Annotated in this window: 14 protein-coding genes and 1 riboswitch; of the genes, 11 read left to right on the plus strand and 3 right to left on the minus strand. The window is 63.7% G+C overall.

The annotated features are described in order from the left end of the window. The first annotated feature begins 119 nt into the window (after positions 1–119). The 4 genes from ACLEJW_RS00655 to ACLEJW_RS00670 all read left to right on the plus strand — a co-directional run bounded on the left by ACLEJW_RS00655 (position 120) and on the right by ACLEJW_RS00670 (position 2,094). Positions 120–302 carry a CPXCG motif-containing cysteine-rich protein gene (locus ACLEJW_RS00655; RefSeq protein WP_145191802.1) on the plus strand — a complete coding sequence of 61 codons (183 nt, stop codon included), beginning with the start codon at positions 120–122 and terminating at the stop codon, positions 300–302. Continuing rightward, the gene (locus ACLEJW_RS00660; RefSeq protein WP_145191805.1) at positions 302–562 is read left to right on the plus strand and encodes a putative signal transducing protein; all 261 of its coding nucleotides are present in this window, start codon (positions 302–304) and stop codon (positions 560–562) included. The genes ACLEJW_RS00655 and ACLEJW_RS00660 overlap by 1 nt, the downstream gene beginning before the upstream one ends. A 14-nt stretch (positions 563–576) precedes the next feature. Further along, positions 577–1,197 (plus strand): SOS response-associated peptidase, encoded by a 621-nt coding sequence (locus tag ACLEJW_RS00665; protein ID WP_313296473.1) that lies wholly within the window; start codon positions 577–579, stop codon positions 1,195–1,197. A 78-nt stretch (positions 1,198–1,275) separates the two neighbouring features. Continuing rightward, a complete protein-coding gene (locus ACLEJW_RS00670; protein ID WP_145191811.1) occupies positions 1,276–2,094 on the plus strand; it encodes a M48 family metallopeptidase in 819 nt (272 codons plus the stop codon). 82 nt (positions 2,095–2,176) lie between these two features. Here ACLEJW_RS00670 and ACLEJW_RS00675 read toward each other — a convergent pair whose 3' ends face one another. From ACLEJW_RS00675 to ACLEJW_RS00685, 3 genes are all read right to left on the minus strand, one after another. After that, positions 2,177–2,758: a TMEM165/GDT1 family protein gene (locus tag ACLEJW_RS00675; protein ID WP_313458467.1), complete on the minus strand. Its 582-nt coding sequence runs from the start codon at positions 2,756–2,758 to the stop codon at positions 2,177–2,179. 91 nt (positions 2,759–2,849) lie between these two features. Continuing rightward, a riboswitch (yybP-ykoY riboswitch) is annotated at positions 2,850–2,971 on the minus strand. A gap of 40 nt (positions 2,972–3,011) precedes the next feature. Further along, positions 3,012–4,010, minus strand: coding sequence for a methyltransferase (locus ACLEJW_RS00680; RefSeq protein ID WP_440776842.1), 999 nt, complete (start codon positions 4,008–4,010; stop codon positions 3,012–3,014). Between the two features lie 52 nt (positions 4,011–4,062). Then, entirely contained in the window at positions 4,063–5,028 is a 966-nt protein-coding gene (locus ACLEJW_RS00685) for a 2-hydroxyacid dehydrogenase (RefSeq protein ID WP_440776843.1), read from the minus strand. A 161-nt stretch (positions 5,029–5,189) separates the two neighbouring features. Between ACLEJW_RS00685 and ACLEJW_RS00690 the strand changes: the two genes are divergently transcribed. From ACLEJW_RS00690 to ACLEJW_RS00720, 7 genes are all read left to right on the plus strand, one after another. After that, complete coding sequence (locus ACLEJW_RS00690; protein WP_440776844.1) at positions 5,190–6,872, plus strand: fatty acid--CoA ligase; 1,683 nt, start codon at positions 5,190–5,192, stop codon at positions 6,870–6,872. 330 nt (positions 6,873–7,202) lie between these two features. Then, positions 7,203–9,089, plus strand: a complete 1,887-nt coding sequence (locus tag ACLEJW_RS00695) for a DUF1302 domain-containing protein (protein WP_145191825.1) — start codon at positions 7,203–7,205, stop codon at positions 9,087–9,089. Positions 9,090–9,114: 25 nt separating this feature from the next. After that, positions 9,115–10,479: a DUF1329 domain-containing protein gene (locus ACLEJW_RS00700; protein WP_313458385.1), complete on the plus strand. Its 1,365-nt coding sequence runs from the start codon at positions 9,115–9,117 to the stop codon at positions 10,477–10,479. 251 nt (positions 10,480–10,730) lie between these two features. After that, the gene (locus tag ACLEJW_RS00705) at positions 10,731–13,448 is read left to right on the plus strand and encodes a LuxR C-terminal-related transcriptional regulator (RefSeq protein WP_313296485.1); all 2,718 of its coding nucleotides are present in this window, start codon (positions 10,731–10,733) and stop codon (positions 13,446–13,448) included. A 163-nt stretch (positions 13,449–13,611) separates the two neighbouring features. Further along, positions 13,612–15,219: a tetratricopeptide repeat-containing response regulator gene (locus ACLEJW_RS00710; protein ID WP_145191987.1), complete on the plus strand. Its 1,608-nt coding sequence runs from the start codon at positions 13,612–13,614 to the stop codon at positions 15,217–15,219. Beyond that, the gene (locus tag ACLEJW_RS00715) at positions 15,216–15,908 is read left to right on the plus strand and encodes a sensor histidine kinase (RefSeq protein WP_313296488.1); all 693 of its coding nucleotides are present in this window, start codon (positions 15,216–15,218) and stop codon (positions 15,906–15,908) included. The genes ACLEJW_RS00710 and ACLEJW_RS00715 overlap by 4 nt, the downstream gene beginning before the upstream one ends. Positions 15,909–16,046: 138 nt before the next feature. Continuing rightward, on the plus strand, positions 16,047–16,772 hold the full coding sequence (locus ACLEJW_RS00720) for an OmpA family protein (RefSeq protein WP_145191833.1): 726 nt from the start codon (positions 16,047–16,049) through the stop codon (positions 16,770–16,772). Positions 16,773–16,789: the final 17 nt, after the last annotated feature.

A 16,789-nucleotide genomic window follows, 5' to 3' on the forward strand; every position in this document is an offset into this window, starting at 1 on the left:
TCTTGTTGGAAACGGCTAGGGTAATAAGTAAGGGGTGGGGCCCGAGAAAATGGTGCGGGCACACGCAATCCCTGTAAACAGACCTGCGATTATACGCACAAGTCACCCCGGAGGCCGCGATGCTCGATCAAGCGTTCTACGATTGCCCCTATTGTGGCGAGCAAGTCGAAACCACCGTTGACCTGTCAGGTGGTGACCAGCAATACATCGAAGACTGCCAGGTCTGTTGCAGGCCGATTCGCTTCGTGCTGCAGGTCCATGGCGAAGAGTGGATGCTGGATGTCTACAGTGAGAATGAGTGATGCGGCGTATCTACGAACCGGAAAACCTGCTCGAAGCAGAGATGCTGCGGGGCATGTTGCTCAGTGAAGGGGTCCAGGTGCATGTGATCGGCGGCGATCTGATCGGGGCTGCCGGAGAGTTGCCGCTGCATGGCCTGCTCGGGCTCGCAGTGCCCGATGAGCAGGCCGTTTACGCACGCCAGCTGATCGATGCGTACAATGGTGCCCAGCCGCTTGCCGGCGACGAGCCGGAGAGTCATCCCGGTACTTTGATCTGCTAGGTTTCGAATCGCCCATGTGTGGACGCTACGCCCTGTTTCGCTGGCCCCAGGCGCTGGCCAGCCTGCCGGGCTTCCCGCCCGGCCAGCCAGCGCAATGGAACATATCCCCCGGCGCCACGGTGCTGATCCAGCGCCAGCTCGATGGCCAACAGCAACTGGCCAAGGCGCGCTGGGGGCTGACGCCCGCCTGGCTCACCGACCTCTCGCGCACGCCGGCCCATGCCCGCGCCGAAACCCTGGCCGAGCAGCCGATGTTTCGCGAAGCCTTCGCCCAGCGGCGCTGCCTGATGCCGGCCAACGGTTTCTACGAATGGCGCGGGTCGGTGCGCAAACGACCCTTTTGGCTGACGCCGGGCGAGGGTGCATCGCTGTATTTCGCAGCAGTCTGGGAGGCCTACCCGGTGCAAGATCAGGTGTGGTTGAGCTGTGCGGTGGTGACTCAGGCGGCGATGAATCAGCGCCGGCCTTTGATTCTGGACCAGGCGGGCCAGACCGCCTGGTTGGACCCGGACACCGCGCAGGCGCGCCTGCACGAGTTGTTGGCCAGCCCGCCTGCGACACTGCGCGAGCGTGCCCTGGCGAACTTCGTCAACGACCCGAAACTCGATGCGCCACAGTGCCTGACGCCGGCCTAGATAAAATCTTCTCTGTGGCTCTGGCAGGGTAGGGCGACTCGGCCTAGGATACGGCGCATGTAGAAAGGGAGTGTTTTCATGCGTAAATTCTTTGCCGTCAGCCTGTTGAGTGCTGGCATCTTGCTGGCCGGCTGCCAGGCTGTGAATACCACCAGCGGCGGTGCGGTGGGCGTGCAGCGCCAGCAGTACATGTTCAGCATGCTGTCGACCGATGAGGTCAACCAGATGTATGCGCAGTCGTACCAACAGACGTTGGGCGAAGCGCAGAGCAAAGGTGTCCTGGACAAGTCCAGTAACGACGCCAAGCGCGTGCAGGCGATCGCCAGCCGGCTGATCGCCCAGGCGCCGAAATTCCGCCCTGACGCTGCGCAGTGGAACTGGGAAGTCAACGTCATCAAGAGCGACGAGCTCAATGCCAACTGCGGCCCAGGCGGCAAGATCATCGTGTACACCGGGCTGATCGATCAGCTCAAGCTCACCGACGCCGAAATTGCCGCCGTGGTGGGTCACGAGATCGCCCATGCCTTGCGTGAACACAGCCGCGAGGCGATGTCCAAGGCCTATGGGGTAGAGATGGCGCGCCAGGGCGCCGGCGCCTTGTTCGGCCTGGGCCAGAACAGCATGGCGATGGCCGACACGGTGGTGAACTACGCCATGACCCTGCCGAACAGCCGCGCCAACGAGAACGAGGCCGACCTCATCGGTCTGGAGCTGTCGGCCCGCGCCGGCTACGACCCGAATGCCGCGATCACCTTGTGGAACAAGATGAGCAAGGCCTCGGAAGGCGCTCCGCCCGAATTCATGAGCACCCACCCGGCCTCCAGCAGCCGCATCGCGTCGCTGCAAGCGGCCATCCCCAAAGTCATGCCCCTCTACCAGGCCGCCGCCACCCAGTAGGGCATTGAGCTGAAAGCTGCAAGCTGCAAGTACAAGCGGATCGTGATCCACTCGCGATCTGCTTGCAGCTTGCAGCTACCCCTCACCCCAGCCAGCCGCTGGTCTTCATGGCGGAATAGACGGCCACGATGGCCAGGACGAAGAACGCCGCGGCGGCCAGGCGACGGATAAGGGTGAGCGGGAGTTTGTCTGCCGCAAAGTTACCTGCCAGCACGACCGGCACGTTGGCGATCAGCATGCCCAGCGTCGTGCCGATGATGACCATGATCAGGTGAGGATACTGGGCGGCCAACATCACCGTGGCGACCTGGGTCTTGTCGCCGATCTCGGCCAGGAAGAAGGCGATCAACGTCGTCAGGAACGGGCCAAAACGGCGCGCAGGGTTTTCGTCGTCGTCCATCTTGTCCGGCACCAGGGTCCACAACGCCGTTGCGGTGAAGCTGGCGGCCAGGATCCAGTGCAGCACCGACTCGCTGAAAAAACCCCCTACCCAGGCGCCAACGGCGCCGGCCGCAGCATGGTTGGCCAAGGTCGCGGCGACGATGCCGGCAATGATCGGCCAAGGTTTGCGAAAGCGCGCGGCGAGGATGAGCGCCAACAGTTGCGTCTTGTCGCCGATTTCGGCGAGCGCAACGATTGCGGTGGGGACCAGCAGGGATTCCAGCATCAGGGTACCTAACGGGGGCGGGACAACACGGCTATGACACGTACAGCCTTCCCGCCCCGGGTAAGGTGTGCGTGTCATAGGTCTTGTCAAACCCAGGGCCTGTCTGTGCAGGTCGCTGGGTCGCACGCGCCATGGCCTGCGGGCCAAGTATGTTGACGCGTACCGGGCGAGCAGGGCGCTCGCGGGAGACTACTCCCCTAGGACGGAGCGGATTCTGCCTAGTCGAAACGGTTTCGGCAAGCCTTAGTTTTTATCCGCGTGTGGCACGATAGATGCGAAAGCCATCGGCCTCGGCGCAAGTCTGGCAGTTGCCCAGGGCCGCTTCGATCAACGGTTGATAACGCAGGAAGCTGTTAGCTACCAAGCGCATTTCCCCACCTTTTTGTAGATGATCGCTGGATTTCTTCAGCAGGTTTTCCGAAGCCTGGTAATGGGTGTGTACCCCGGTGTGAAACGGCGGGTTGCTCAAAATCACGCTCAGCTCGGTGGGCGCTGCGTCGATGCCATCGCCACTGATGACCTCGGCTTCGAGGTTATTGGCTGCCAAGGTCAGGCGACTGGCCGCGACGGCGAAGGCATCGACGTCGAGCATCGTCACCTTGCTCTGCGGGTAGCGCCGTTTCACCGCCGCCCCCAATACCCCTGCACCGCAGCCGAAGTCCAGTACAGCGCCGACTGGCAGGGCATCGAGGTGCTCGAGCAACAGCGCGGTACCGCGGTCGAGCCGGCCATGGCTGAAGACCCCGGGCAGGCTCACCACCTGCAGCGGGCCGTCGTTCAATTCCAGGGTGAAGCGCTCGGCCAGGCTTTCCAGCGGCCTTGCCGCTGGCGCATGTTCCACGGTCACCTGCCACAGCTGGCAATGGCGCGCGCTGTCGAGCTTGCGCGGTTTGCCGAAGGCTTGCAGCTGCTTGGCTGCGCCTTCGATACCGCCGCGTTTTTCGCCCACCAGGAACAGCTCGCGACCCGCCAGGCGCGAAGCCAATGCGTTGAGCAGATACGCCGCCAGTTCGCGCGACTTGGGCAGGAACAGCACGGCCGCCGCGAAGGCCGGCGCCGGGACCTCGACGCCATAATGACTGCGCCCGGCAAAACGACTGTCGAGCAGTGCCTGGTCGCCCGCGTGCCAGCTCCAGGCCTGGGCATTGGGCAGGTGCCCGAGCAGATCATCGGCCGGGGCGCCCGCCAGCAGCAGCGGGCCTTGGAACAGCTCTGCCTGGCGGAGCAACACTTCACTGCGCGGGTCCATGGACGACGCCTCCTGAAAAAGTCGCGCAGTGTAGCAGAGGCGCGGCTCGGGCTCAGCTGACCACGCGCCGTGGCTGGCCCTCGAAGAAGGCCTGGGCGTTCTCGCTCAACTGGCCGACGATGCGCTGGCGCGACTCCACGGCGCCCCAGGCACTGTGGGGCGTGATCAACAGGCGCGGGACATCGGGTTGCAGCAGCGGATTGCCATTGACCGGCGGCTCGACGCTCAGCACGTCGGTAGCGGCGCCGCCCAGGTGGCCGCTGCGCAAGGCATCGGCCAAGGCTTGTTCATCGATCAGGCCGCCGCGGGCGGTATTGACCACCAGCGCCCCTTTTTTCAGCAGCGCCAGCTCTGGCGCACCGATCATGTGACGGGTGTGGTCGTTCAGCGGGCAGTGCAGCGTCAAGGCATCGACCTGCGGCAACAGCTCAGCCAGCGGCAAGCGCTCGTCCCGCGCCGGCCGCCCAGGGATCTGCCCGCTCAACACACGCATGCCGAAGGCCTCGGCCAGGCGCGCCACCGCGCCGCCGAGTTCACCGTGGCCAAGCAGGCCCAGGGTCTTGCCCTGCAGCTCGACGATCGGGAAGTCCAGCAGGCAGAACTGGCTCGCCCTGGCCCACTGGCCGGCGGCCACGGCCTGCTGGTAATCGCACAGGCGGGTAGCCAGGGCCAGCAGCAGCGCGAGGGTGTGCTGGGCCACCGATGGCGTGCCGTAGCCTTGGCAGTTGCAGACGGTAATCCCTTGCGCGCGGGCGGCGGCCAGGTCGACATTGTTGGTGCCAGTGGCGGCCACCAGGATCAGCTTCAGCTGAGGGTTGGCGGCCAAGGTCGCGGCATCGAGCACGACCTTGTTGCTGACCACCGCGACAGCGCCCTGCAGGCGTTCGCTGACCTGCTCGGCGGCGGTGCTGGCAAACAGCTCGAAGCTGTCGAACTGCCGCGTCAGCGGCGTCAGGTCGAGGTCGCCAAGGTCCAGGGATTGGTGATCGAGAAACACGGCACGGCGCGGGCTGGGCATCGGGTAAGGCTCCGGGGCAGGGCGAGGATTGATCCTTCAGACCGCACAATGCCACTCATACCTTGCGCAGCCAAATCATTCCTTCGGCTGATTTGACCGTCACAGCGAGGCACTACAGTAGGTTCAGACTTGTTCGGTTCGCATCCAGAAAAGGGATCATCATGTTGCAGACCCGCATCATCAAGCCCACCGAAGGCGCCTACGCCTACCCACTGTTGATCAAGCGCCTGCTGATGTCAGGCGGGCGCTACGAAAAAACCCGCGAGATCGTCTACCGAGACCAGGTTCGCCTGACCTACACGCAGCTCAACGAACGCATCGCACGCCTGGCCAACGTGCTGACCACGGCCGGGGTCAAGGCGGGCGACACGGTGGCGGTCATGGATTGGGACAGTCACCGTTATCTGGAATGCATGTTCGCCATCCCCATGATCGGTGCCGTGGTGCACACCATCAACGTGCGCCTGTCGCCCGACCAGATCCTCTACACCATGAACCACGCCGAAGACCGCTTCGTGCTGGTCAACAGCGACTTCGTCAGCCTCTATCAAGGCATTGCCGGGCAACTGACCAGCGTCGACAAAACCGTGCTGCTGAGCGACGCGGGGGATCACAGCGCCGAGCTGCCGAACCTGGTCGGTGAGTACGAGCAGCTGCTCGCCGCCGCCAGCCCGCACTATGATTTCCCCGACTTCGACGAGCATTCCGTCGCGACCACCTTCTACACCACCGGCACCACCGGCAACCCCAAGGGCGTGTATTTCACCCACCGCCAGCTGGTCTTGCACACCCTGGCCGAAGCCTCGGTGACCGGTAGCATCGACAGCGTACGCCTGCTGGGCAGCAATGATGTTTACATGCCGATTACCCCGATGTTCCACGTGCACGCCTGGGGTATCCCGTACGCGGCGACCATGCTTGGCCTGAAACAGGTCTATCCTGGGCGCTACGAGCCGGACATGCTGGTCAAGTTGTGGCGCGAAGAAAAGGTCACGTTCTCACACTGTGTGCCGACCATCCTGCAAATGTTGCTCAATTGCCCAGCCTCCCAGGGCGAGCATTTCGCCGGTTGGAAAATCATCATCGGCGGCAGCGCGCTCAACCGGGCGTTGTACGATGCCGCCCAGGCGCGCGGTATTCAGCTGACTGCGGCCTACGGCATGTCGGAAACCTGCCCGCTGATTTCCGCCGCCCACCTCAATGACGAGTTGCAGGCCGGCAGCGAAGATGAGCGCGTGACCTACCGCATCAAGGCCGGTGTCCCGGTGCCGCTGGTGGAAGCGGCGATCGTCGATGGCCAAGGCAATTTCCTTCCCGCCGATGGCGAGACCCAAGGCGAGCTGGTGCTGCGCGCACCTTGGCTGACCATGGGCTATTTCAACGAGCCGGAGAAAAGCGCGGAGCTGTGGCAGGGCGGCTGGCTGCACACCGGTGACGTGGCCACCCTCGATGGCATGGGCTACATCGATATCCGCGACCGCATCAAGGATGTGATCAAGACCGGCGGCGAGTGGATTTCATCGCTCGACCTGGAGGACCTGATCAGCCGCCACCCGTCCGTGCGCGAGGTGGCCGTGGTGGGGGTTGCCGACCCGCAGTGGGGCGAGCGCCCGTTCGCCCTGCTGGTGCTGCGCGACGACAAGCTGATCGATGCGAAAACCCTCAAGGAGCACCTCAAGCCGTTCGTCGAGCAGGGGCATATCAACAAGTGGGCAATCCCCAGCCAGATTGCCGTTGTTACGGAAATTCCCAAGACCAGTGTCGGCAAGCTGGACAAGAAGCGCATCCGCCAGGACATCGTGCAGTGGCAGGCCAGTAACAGCGCGTTCCTGTCTACGCTGTGAACACTGTGTCATTTTGCCAGCAAGGGTTGCGAGCCGCAGGCTAGACGCTCGCCAACCTTGCCAAACGGAAAAAATCGGCCATGCTTCAGCTCGGCCAACGCATAACCCGGTAACCACCGGTGCGATCTGGCAGCAGGTGCGCAAATCACACTTTAGAGGGATCAAGCACCTGAGCCTGCTGGCTATAGTCAAGGCCAGGGGATCTTCAGGAATGGGGGAGAGCGGCACGCGCAAAACGTGCCGCCGTGGGTGAGAACCCGCGCACCGGTCGCTCGGGCCGTTTCTGAAAGGACTCACTGCCATAACAATAAAGTACATGGAGTAGCGTCGATGAAATCTGCAAATCCGTTCTGGCGCCGGGCCAAGCTGCCCCTGGCCGTCAGCATCGCTTCAACGCTTGCAAGTCCCGCTTTCGCTGTGAGCTTCAACATCGGTGAAATCGAGGGCCAGTTCGACTCGTCGCTCTCCGTCGGCGCCAGCTGGTCTACCGCCAATCCCAACCGGAACCTGATCGGCGTCAACAACGGCGGCAAGGGCCTGTCGCAGACCTCCGACGACGGCCACCTGAATTTCAAGAAGGGCGAAACCTTCTCGAAGATCTTCAAGGGTATCCATGACCTCGAACTCAAGTACGGTGACACCGGCGTGTTCGTGCGCGGCAAATACTGGTACGACTTCGAGCTCAAGGACGAAGGCCGCCAGTTCAAGGACATCAGTGACTCCAACCGCAAGGAAGGCGCCAAGTCGTCCGGCGCGCAGTTGCTCGATGCCTTCGTCTACCACAACTACTCGATCGCCGATCAACCTGGCTCGGTGCGTTTCGGCAAGCAGGTGGTCAGTTGGGGCGAAAGCACCTTCATCGGCGGTGGCATCAACTCGATCAACCCGATCGACGTGGCAGCGTTCCGCCGTCCGGGATCGGAAATCAAGGAAGGCCTGATCCCGGTCAACATGTTCTACGTCTCGCAGAGCCTGACCGACAATTTGTCGGCCGAAGCCTTCTATCAGCTCGAGTGGGACCAGACCGTCGTCGATAACTGCGGCACCTTCTTCTCGCAACCGGACATCATCGCCGATGGTTGCACCGACAACCTGCGCGTGCTCAACAGCAGCCGTGCGGTGCCGGCGGCGGCGCAGCAGTTCCTCGCCACCCGTGGCGTGAACATCAACGAAGAGGGTGTGATGGTGGCCCGGGGCGGCGACCGCGATGCCCGCGACAGCGGCCAGTTCGGCGTGGCCTTGCGCTACATGTTCGAGCCGCTGGACACCGAATTCGGCGCCTACTTCATGAACTACCACAGCCGGGCGCCGATCTTCAGTGCTACCGGTGCCGCGCCATCGGTGTTCCAGGGCATCGCCGCACTGCCCGCGCAGCTGCGCGCGCTGGCGCCGCTGATCGTGGCCGGCAACTCCAAGTACTTCGTAGAGTACCCCGAAGACATCCGCCTGTATGGCCTGAGCTTCTCCACCACGCTGCCCACCGGCACCGCCTGGAGCGGTGAAATCAGCTACCGGCCCAATGCGCCGGTGCAGTTGAACACCACCGACATCCTGTTCGCCGGGGTACGACCGCTGGGCGGCGCCTTGACCAATGCCTCACTGCTGACCGGCACCCCGGGCCAGGACCTGCACGGCTACCGGCGCAAGGAGGTCACCCAGTTCCAGACCACCCTGACGCACTTCTTCGATCAGGTCATGGGCGCCAGCCGCATGACCGTGGTCGGCGAACTGGGCGTGACCCACGTCGGCGGCCTGGAAAGCGCCCACGACACCCGTTACGGCCGCGATCCGGTGTTCGGCCCTGGCCCACTGCCGGCTACCGGCGGTGCCAACACCTGCCAGGCGCTCAATACCAGCACCATCGCCGGTGCAGGCGCCGGGGCCTCGACCGCCAACCTCAACCGCAAGTGCGAGAACGACGGCTACACCACCAGCACCTCCTGGGGCTACCGTGCCCGCGTGATCTGGGACTACAACGACGTGTTCGCCGGGGTCAACCTGCGTCCCAACGTGGCCTGGTCCCATGACGTGTCGGGTTACTCGCCAGGACCTGGCGGCAACTTCGAGGAAGGCCGCAAGGCGGTCAGCCTGGGCCTGGACGCCGAGTACCAGAACACCTACACCGCCAGCCTGTCGTACACCAATTTCTTCGACGGCAAGTACAGCACCGTGGATGATCGCGACTTCGTCGCCCTCAGCTTCGGCGTGAACTTCTAAGCATACTGATCCAGGACGACACGAGATGAACAAGACCAGAAGTCTGCTGCAAGCCGGTGTACTGGGCCTGTCCCTGCTGGCGACCAGCGTCATGGCTGCGGTTTCCGCCGATGAAGCGGCCAAGCTGGGCAGCACCCTGACGCCAATGGGCGCCGAGAAGGCTGGCAATGCCGACGGTTCGATCGGCCCGTGGGAGCCGCTGTCGAAAACCGCTGGCAGCGTCGATGCCAAAGGCTTCCTCGCTGACCCGTATGGAGCGGAAAAGCCGCTGTTCACCATCACCGCGCAGAACGCCGAGCAGTACAAGGACAAGCTTTCGCCAGGCCAGCTGGCGATGCTCAAACGCTACCCGGACAGCTACCGTATCCCGGTGTACAAGACCCACCGCAGCTCCACGGTGCCTGACGATGTGTTCGCTGCCATCAAGAAGAACGCCACCGCGACCACGCTGGTCGAGGGCGGCAACGGCCTGAACAACTTCCAGACTGCCGTGCCGTTCCCGATCCCCAAAAGTGGGGTCGAGGTGATCTGGAACCACATCACCCGCTACCGCGGCGGCAGCGTCAGCCGCCTGGTGACCCAGGTCACGCCGCAGCAGAACGGCTCCTATAACCCGGTGTATTTCTCCGATCAGTTCGTGTTCCGCGACAAGATGAAGGACTACGACCCGAGCAACCCGGGCAACGTCCTGTTCTACTTCAAGCAGGAGGTGACCGCGCCGGCACGTCTGGCGGGCACCGTGCTGCTGGTGCACGAGACCCTCGATCAGGTCAAGGAGCCGCGCAAGGCCTGGATCTACAACGCCGGGCAACGGCGCGTGCGCCAGGCCCCACAGGTGTCCTATGATGGCCCAGGCACCGCTGCCGACGGCCTGCGCACCTCCGACAACCTGGACATGTACAACGGGGCACCCGACCGCTACGACTGGAAACTCGAAGGCAAGAAAGAGCTGTACATCGCCTCCAACGCCTTCAAGCTCGATGATCCGAAGCTCAAGTACGCCGACATCGTCAAGGCCGGGCACATCAACCAGGACCTGACGCGCTACGAGTTGCGCCGTGTCTGGCATGTGGTCGCGACCCTCAAACCTGGCCAACGGCATATCTACGCCAAGCGTGACTTCTACATTGACGAAGACACCTGGCAGGCCGCGGTGATCGATCAGTACGATGGCCGCAACCAGCTGTGGCGCGTGTCCGAAGCGCATGCTCAGCCGTACTACAACAACCAGGTGCCTTGGTACACCCTGGAAGCCATCTACGACCTGCAATCCGGTCGTTACCTGGCCCTGGGCATGAAGAACGAAGAGAAAAAAGCCTACGATTTTGGCTTCACCGCCAGCAAAGCCGATTTCCAGCCAGCCGCCCTGCGCCAGTCGGGTATCCGTTGAGCTGAACCCTGCAACTCCGTGTGACCTCCCAGAACGCCCCGGCTTGCCGGGGCGCTTCTGTTTTGGTCGCCGATAAAACCGCTGAATGCCCCGTCAAAACCCCGCTCCAGCCCCCTGACAATCGGCCGTGTCGTTTTTTGTCGCAGACTTTTCCCGGGTGAAGCGACCCGTCGCCTTCAAATGCGCGGCATTACCCGCTAGTCTCGCAAGCATCCCTACCGCCGTAGTCTTCCCAATCGAACGAGCCGGCCATGACCGATCTGTCCCGTACGCATGGAGTCGCCAGTCAGGCCCTGGGCTTGCTGGACGGGCGTTTCTTCCGGCCACCGCAGCCCGACGGGCACGTGCCGCGGCCACGCCTGTGCCAACGTCTGCAGGGCGGTCTGGCTGGCCGTCTGCTATTGGTCAACGCACCTGCGGGCTTCGGCAAAAGCTCGCTGGCGATCGAGTTCTGCGAATCGTTGCCTGGGCATTGGCGCAGCCTCTGGCTGGGCCTGAGCCAGCGCGATGCCGATCCCGGGCGCTTCCTCGAGCGTCTGCTCGAGGGCTTGCAGCACTATTGCCCAGCCCTGGGAGGGCAGGCGATGGGCCTGCTGAAAATGCGCCAGCGCCACCAGCCGTTCGCCTTCGAGGAATGGCTCGACAGCCTGCTCGATGAACTGGCTCTCTATCTACAGGCCGATTCGCCGCTGCTACTGGTGCTGGACGACTACCACCTGGCCCAGGGCCCAGTCCTCGATCGCTGTCTGCAGTTTTTCCTCAACCATCTACCAGCCGGCCTGGTCCTGCTGGTGACCAGCCGGCAGCGCCCGGACTGGCACCTGGCGCGGCTGCGCCTGTCCAGGCAGCTGGTCGAACTCAGCGAACAGGACCTGCGTTTGACGCCTGAAGAATCACTGGCGGTGATCGGCCACCCGCCCAGCGGGCTTGGTGGTCAAGCGCTCGACAACCTGATCCAGCGCAGTGACGGCTGGGTGGCCGGGCTGCGCTTCTGGCAGCTGGCAGCCAGCGAGGCGGGTGAGCAAAGCGGTCTGCCTCAAGCCCTGCACGGTGGCGAGGGGCTGATCCGCGATTATCTGCTGGAAGAGGTCATCGACATGCTGCCGGGCGATGTGCAGGCCTTTCTGGACGACACCGCCTGCCAGGAACGCTTCTGCGCCTCGCTGTGCGATGCGCTGCGCGAGCGCAACGACAGCGAGGCGATCATGCGTTATCTGCAGGCGCACCAGGTGTTCCTGGTGCCCTTGGACGAGCATGGCCACTGGTACCGCTATCACCACCTGTTCTCTGATTTGCTGCGCAGCCGCCCGTCCAGCCAACCCCTGTCCCGCCTGCACCTGCGTGCCTGCACCTGGTTCCAGGCCCAGGGCCTGCTCGATGAGGCGGTCGAACAAGCGCTGCGCGCCGGTCACCTGGACGTGGCCGCCGATCTGGTGCAGAGCCTGTCGGAAGAACAACTGCTGGCCGAGCAGAACGTGGGCATGCTGCTGCGCTGGAAGATGGATCTGCCCGACAGCCTGTTGATCAGCACCCCGCGCCTGATCGTGCTGTACAGCTGGGCGTTGGGGCTGGCCTGCCAGCTGGACGCTGCAGAAGAACTGGCCGGTTACCTCAGCCGCTTTCTGCCTGCGCCGTCAGCCACCGCGCAGAAGTCGATGCTGGCGCAGTGGCTGGCGCTCAGCGGCATCATCGCCCGCGGCCGCGGCGATCGCGAAACGACCCTGGCCTATTGCGGCGAAGCGCTGCAGAGCCTGCCGTGCAAGCGTTATGGGCAACGCCTGCTGTGTTTGTCGACGCTGTCGAACCTGGCGATTGCCGACGGGGACTTCTGGCGCGCACGCGGCTGGAACCGTGAGGCGCTGGAGCTGGCGCAGCGGGTCGGCAATCCGCTGTTCGAGGCCTTGGCCCACTACGACCGCGCCAGGGTGCTGCATGCCCGCGGCGAAGTCCTGCGCGCGCTGGATGAAGTGCGTCAGGGGCTGCAGCGCCTGCAAGGTTTGTCGGCGCAGCGCCTGTATGCCGTGCGCGCACGTCTCACGCTGTACGAAGGCTACCTGCTGGTGGCCCGACTGCAACCTGGGCCGGGGCGAGCGCGCTTGCGCGCTGGGCTCAGCGAAGCCCGTGCCTGCCGCGACATCAGCGTGCTCATCGGGCACTGCGTGATTGCCTCGCTCGACGGCCGCGAAGGCCGTTATGCCGAGGCCTTCGGCGAACTGGCCGAGGCCGAGCGCTTGATGCACATCTGGGACGTGCCGCCGATCTTCTACCTGGCGATGATCACCTTGGTCAAATGCGAGCTGTGGCTGGCGCAAGGGCGTATCGACCTTGCCGAGTCCTGGTTGTTGCGGCTGGGGCAAACCTACGGCGGCGAGCATCCGGCGGCAGCACCAGAGTTTCACCCGCTGCTGGCTTTGCACGTCGAGTTGCAGCAAGCCTTGCTCGAGCGCGTGCAACAGCGGCGCGGCGATGCCGCAGCCCGCCTTGGCGCGCTGGTGGAGCGCGGCCAGGCCAGCGGCGGCCTGATGTTGACTGTGCATGCGCTGTGTCAGTGGGCTGAGCTGTTGTTGGCCGAGGGGCAGCCTGCGCAGGCGGCGCACCTGCTGCCCAAGGCCTTGAGCGCGGCGCGCGGCGGGGTGGTGCAGCCTTTCCAGCGCCTGATCGAGCTGCACCCTGGGTGGTTGCGCGAACAATTGCTGGCGCAGCCGACGTGCCCGCCCCAAGCCGAACTGCTGACACGCCTGCCCGAGGCTTCCCTGCCGTCGGGCACTTGCGGCGATGGCTTGAGCGCACGGGAGCTGGCGGTGCTCGAGCTGATCGCGCAAGGGTGTTCCAACCAGCAGATCAGTGAACGCTTGTTCATCTCGCTGCACACCGTCAAAACCCACGCCAGCCATATCAACAGCAAGCTGGGCGTGGAGCGTCGCACCCAGGCAGTGGCCCGCGCGCAGGCCCTTGGCTTGCTGGACTGAAACTGGTCGGCAGCGGTCGCTCGCGGTAAAATAATGGCACCTTGCCATCTTGCGGGTTTGCAGCTCCCCAGTACTCATCTTTACTGACCGCTTGCCGATACAGGTTTCGGCGATGCGTATCGCCGCGCGCCCTTCACCCATTTTCCCAATACAGGTCGAGTTGATGCTGCAGTACGGGCAAAAGAGCTTTCTGATCGTCGATGACTTCACCGACTTTCGCACGTCGACCCGGTCCATGTTGCGGGAACTGGGCGTGCGCGACGTAGATACCGCCGACAGTGGCGAGCAGGCCCTGCGCATGTGTGCGCAGAAGCGCTATGACTTCATCCTGCAGGATTTCCACCTGGGCGACGGCAAGAAGAACGGCCAGCAGGTGCTTGAAGACATGATCCTCGACAAGCTGATCAGCCACGAGTGCGTGTTCATCATGGTCACGGCCGAAAGCAGCCAGGCCATCGTGCTCAGCGCGTTGGAGCACGAGCCCGATGCCTACCTGACCAAGCCGTTCAATCGTGTGGGCCTGGCGCAGCGTCTGGAAAAACTGACCCAGCGCAAGACCTTGCTCAAGCCGATCCTGCAAGCCCTGGACCGCGGCAAGCCGGCCGAGGTCCTGGTGGCCTGCGCCGAGTTGTGCAAGAAAGATCCGCGCTTCGCGCCGCTGTGCCTGCGCTATCGCGCCGATGCGTTGCGCGACCTCAACCGTTTCGATGAACTGGAGAAGTTTCTCAAGAGCATTCTCGCCAGCCGTCCGCAGCCGTGGGTCTATTCGGCGTTGGGCAGCCTGATGCACAAGCGTGGCCAGCACGCCCAGGCCCAAGGGGTTTACGAGCAGGCGCTGAAGGCCTTTCCGATCATGCCAGGGCTGTACGACGGCATGGCTGAGGTGCTGGTGGCGCAGGGCGAGACCAAGCGCGCGCAAGGCATGCTCGAAGAAGCCGTGCGCCTGTCACCGCTGGCAGTGCGGCGTCAGGCGGCGCTGGGCAAGCTGGCGCTGGACAACGAAGATTTCGAGGGCGCCTCCAAGGCTTTTCGCCATGCCGTCAACCAAGGCCAGAGCTCACGCTACAAGGACGCCGAGAGCAACCTGGGGCTGGCGCAGGCGCTGATGAGCAAGAATGCAGGCTTTGGCCTGGATGCTCGCGCCCGGGTCGAGATCAACACCGTGCTCAGCGAGGTGGCCAAGGACAATGTCGATGACCAGGGCCTGCAAGTGCGCGCGCGGCTGATGAAGGCGGCCAGCCTGCAACAGGCCGGCGACCCCGAGACGGCTGCCAAACTCACCGAACAGGCCATGCAGCGGCTGGAGAAAATGGACCAGTTCTTCTCGGTCGAGGCCGCCCTGACCGTGGCCCGGCAGCTGCAGTCGTTGGGCCAGGAAGCCGCCGGGGGCAGCATTCTCAAAGGCTGCGTGGAAACCTACGGGGACGATCCGAACGTCATGCAGAGCGTGGCCAAGCTGACCGACGATCCAACGGTGCTGGGCGCGGTCACCGAAGCGGTCGACCTCAACCGGCAAGGCGTGCGCAGCTACCAAACCGGGCAGGTCAACGAGGCGTTGCAGATGTTTCGCAAGGCGCTGTCGCTGCAGCCGAAAAACATCAGTATCGCGCTCAATACCGCGCAGGCCTTGTTGCGCATCGGCGGTGAGCCAACCCCGCCGGCCATCGAGCAGGAATGCCGGGACTGCCTGACCCGCGTGGCGGGGATACCCAGCAGCGACAGCCGCTACCAGCGCTACCGCAAACTGCATATGAAGGTCTTCGGCGCATGAGCCAGGATAACCAGGGGCTGGACTTTTCCACGGTGATCGCCTCGACCGTGCATGACTTGAAGAACTCGCTGTCGGCGCTGATCCAGTCACATGAGCAATGGCGTGCACGCCTGCCCGAGGCGCTGCGTGGCGGCAGTGAGCAGGGCGTCATCGAACACGAGTTTCGCCACCTCAACGGCATGCTGGTACAGATGCTGGGCCTGTACAAGCTGGGCGTGAATCAATTGCCCGTATGCCCGGACTACCATGAGCTCGATGACTTCATCGAGGCGCAGTTGGCGGCCCACCACCAGGCGCTGCAGCACAATGACATCCTCGCCACCTGGCGCATCGACAGCGACAACCCGCTGGGCTTTTTCGACCGCGAACTGGTGGCGACGGTGATCGCCAACGTCATCACCAATGCCACGCGCTACGCCGGTCATGCGTTGCTGATCAGCATTGGCGAAGAGCACGGGCAACTGGTAATCAGCGTCAATGACGACGGCCCAGGCTACCCGGCGCGCATGCTCGAGCGTCAGCAGGATTACGTGCAAGGCATCGACTCGCAAAGCGGCAGCACCGGGCTGGGTTTGTACTTCGCGGCGCGGATTGCAGCGCTGCATGAGCGTGATGGCGTGCGTGGACGGATCGAAATTGCCAACGGCGGTGCCCTGGGCGGCGGCTTGTTCAGGTTGTTCTTGCCGTGAGCGAGCGCTCTAGGTAGGGCTGCGCACGCCACCGACGAGAAGGCGGGAATGGAATTTTTCCTGGGTTTGGCGATCCAAACCTGGCAAAGATCCACCCGTGATCTGCCGCCCACACGAATTTTATGTAGGAGCTTGTCCATGTTCACCATGCGCCGTCTGATTATCGTCGCGACCGCTGCAGCCTTGATGACGGGCTGTGCCGGGCAGAATCCGTATGACAACCAGGGCCAGGCCCAAGGTGAGTCCGCTGGCATGAGCAAGACCGCCAAGTATGGCGGCCTGGGTGCATTGGCCGGCGCCGTCGCCGGTGCCGCCATCGACCATAACCACCGCGGCAAAGGTGCGCTGATCGGCGCTGCTGCGGTAGGCGCCGCTGCCGCCGGCTATGGCTATTACGCCGATAAGCAAGAAGCCGAACTGCGCGCGAAAATGGCCAATACCGGCGTCGAGGTGCAGCGTCAGGGCGATCAGATCAAGCTGATCATGCCGGGTAACATCACCTTCGCTACCGATTCTGCGAATATCTCTCCAAGCTTCTACAACCCGCTGAACAACCTGGCCAACTCGTTCAAGCAGTTCAATCAGAACACCATCGAAGTGGTCGGTTTCACCGACAGCACGGGTAGCCGCCAGCACAACATGGACCTCTCGCAACGGCGCGCCCAGGCCGTCAGCACCTACCTGACTTCCCAGGGTGTGGACGCCTCGCGGGTGTCGGTGCGCGGCATGGGCCCGGATCAGCCGATCGCCAGCAACGCCGATGCCAATGGCCGCGCGCAGAACCGCCGCGTCGAAGTCAACCTCAAGCCGATTCCAGGTCAGCAGTATGACCAGCAGCAGGGTCAGGTACAGCAGTACCCGTGATCGGTCTGTGATGTCGG

This window comes from Pseudomonas sp. SMSB3 (genome assembly GCF_052041965.1).
Lineage (GTDB): Bacteria > Pseudomonadota > Gammaproteobacteria > Pseudomonadales > Pseudomonadaceae > Aquipseudomonas.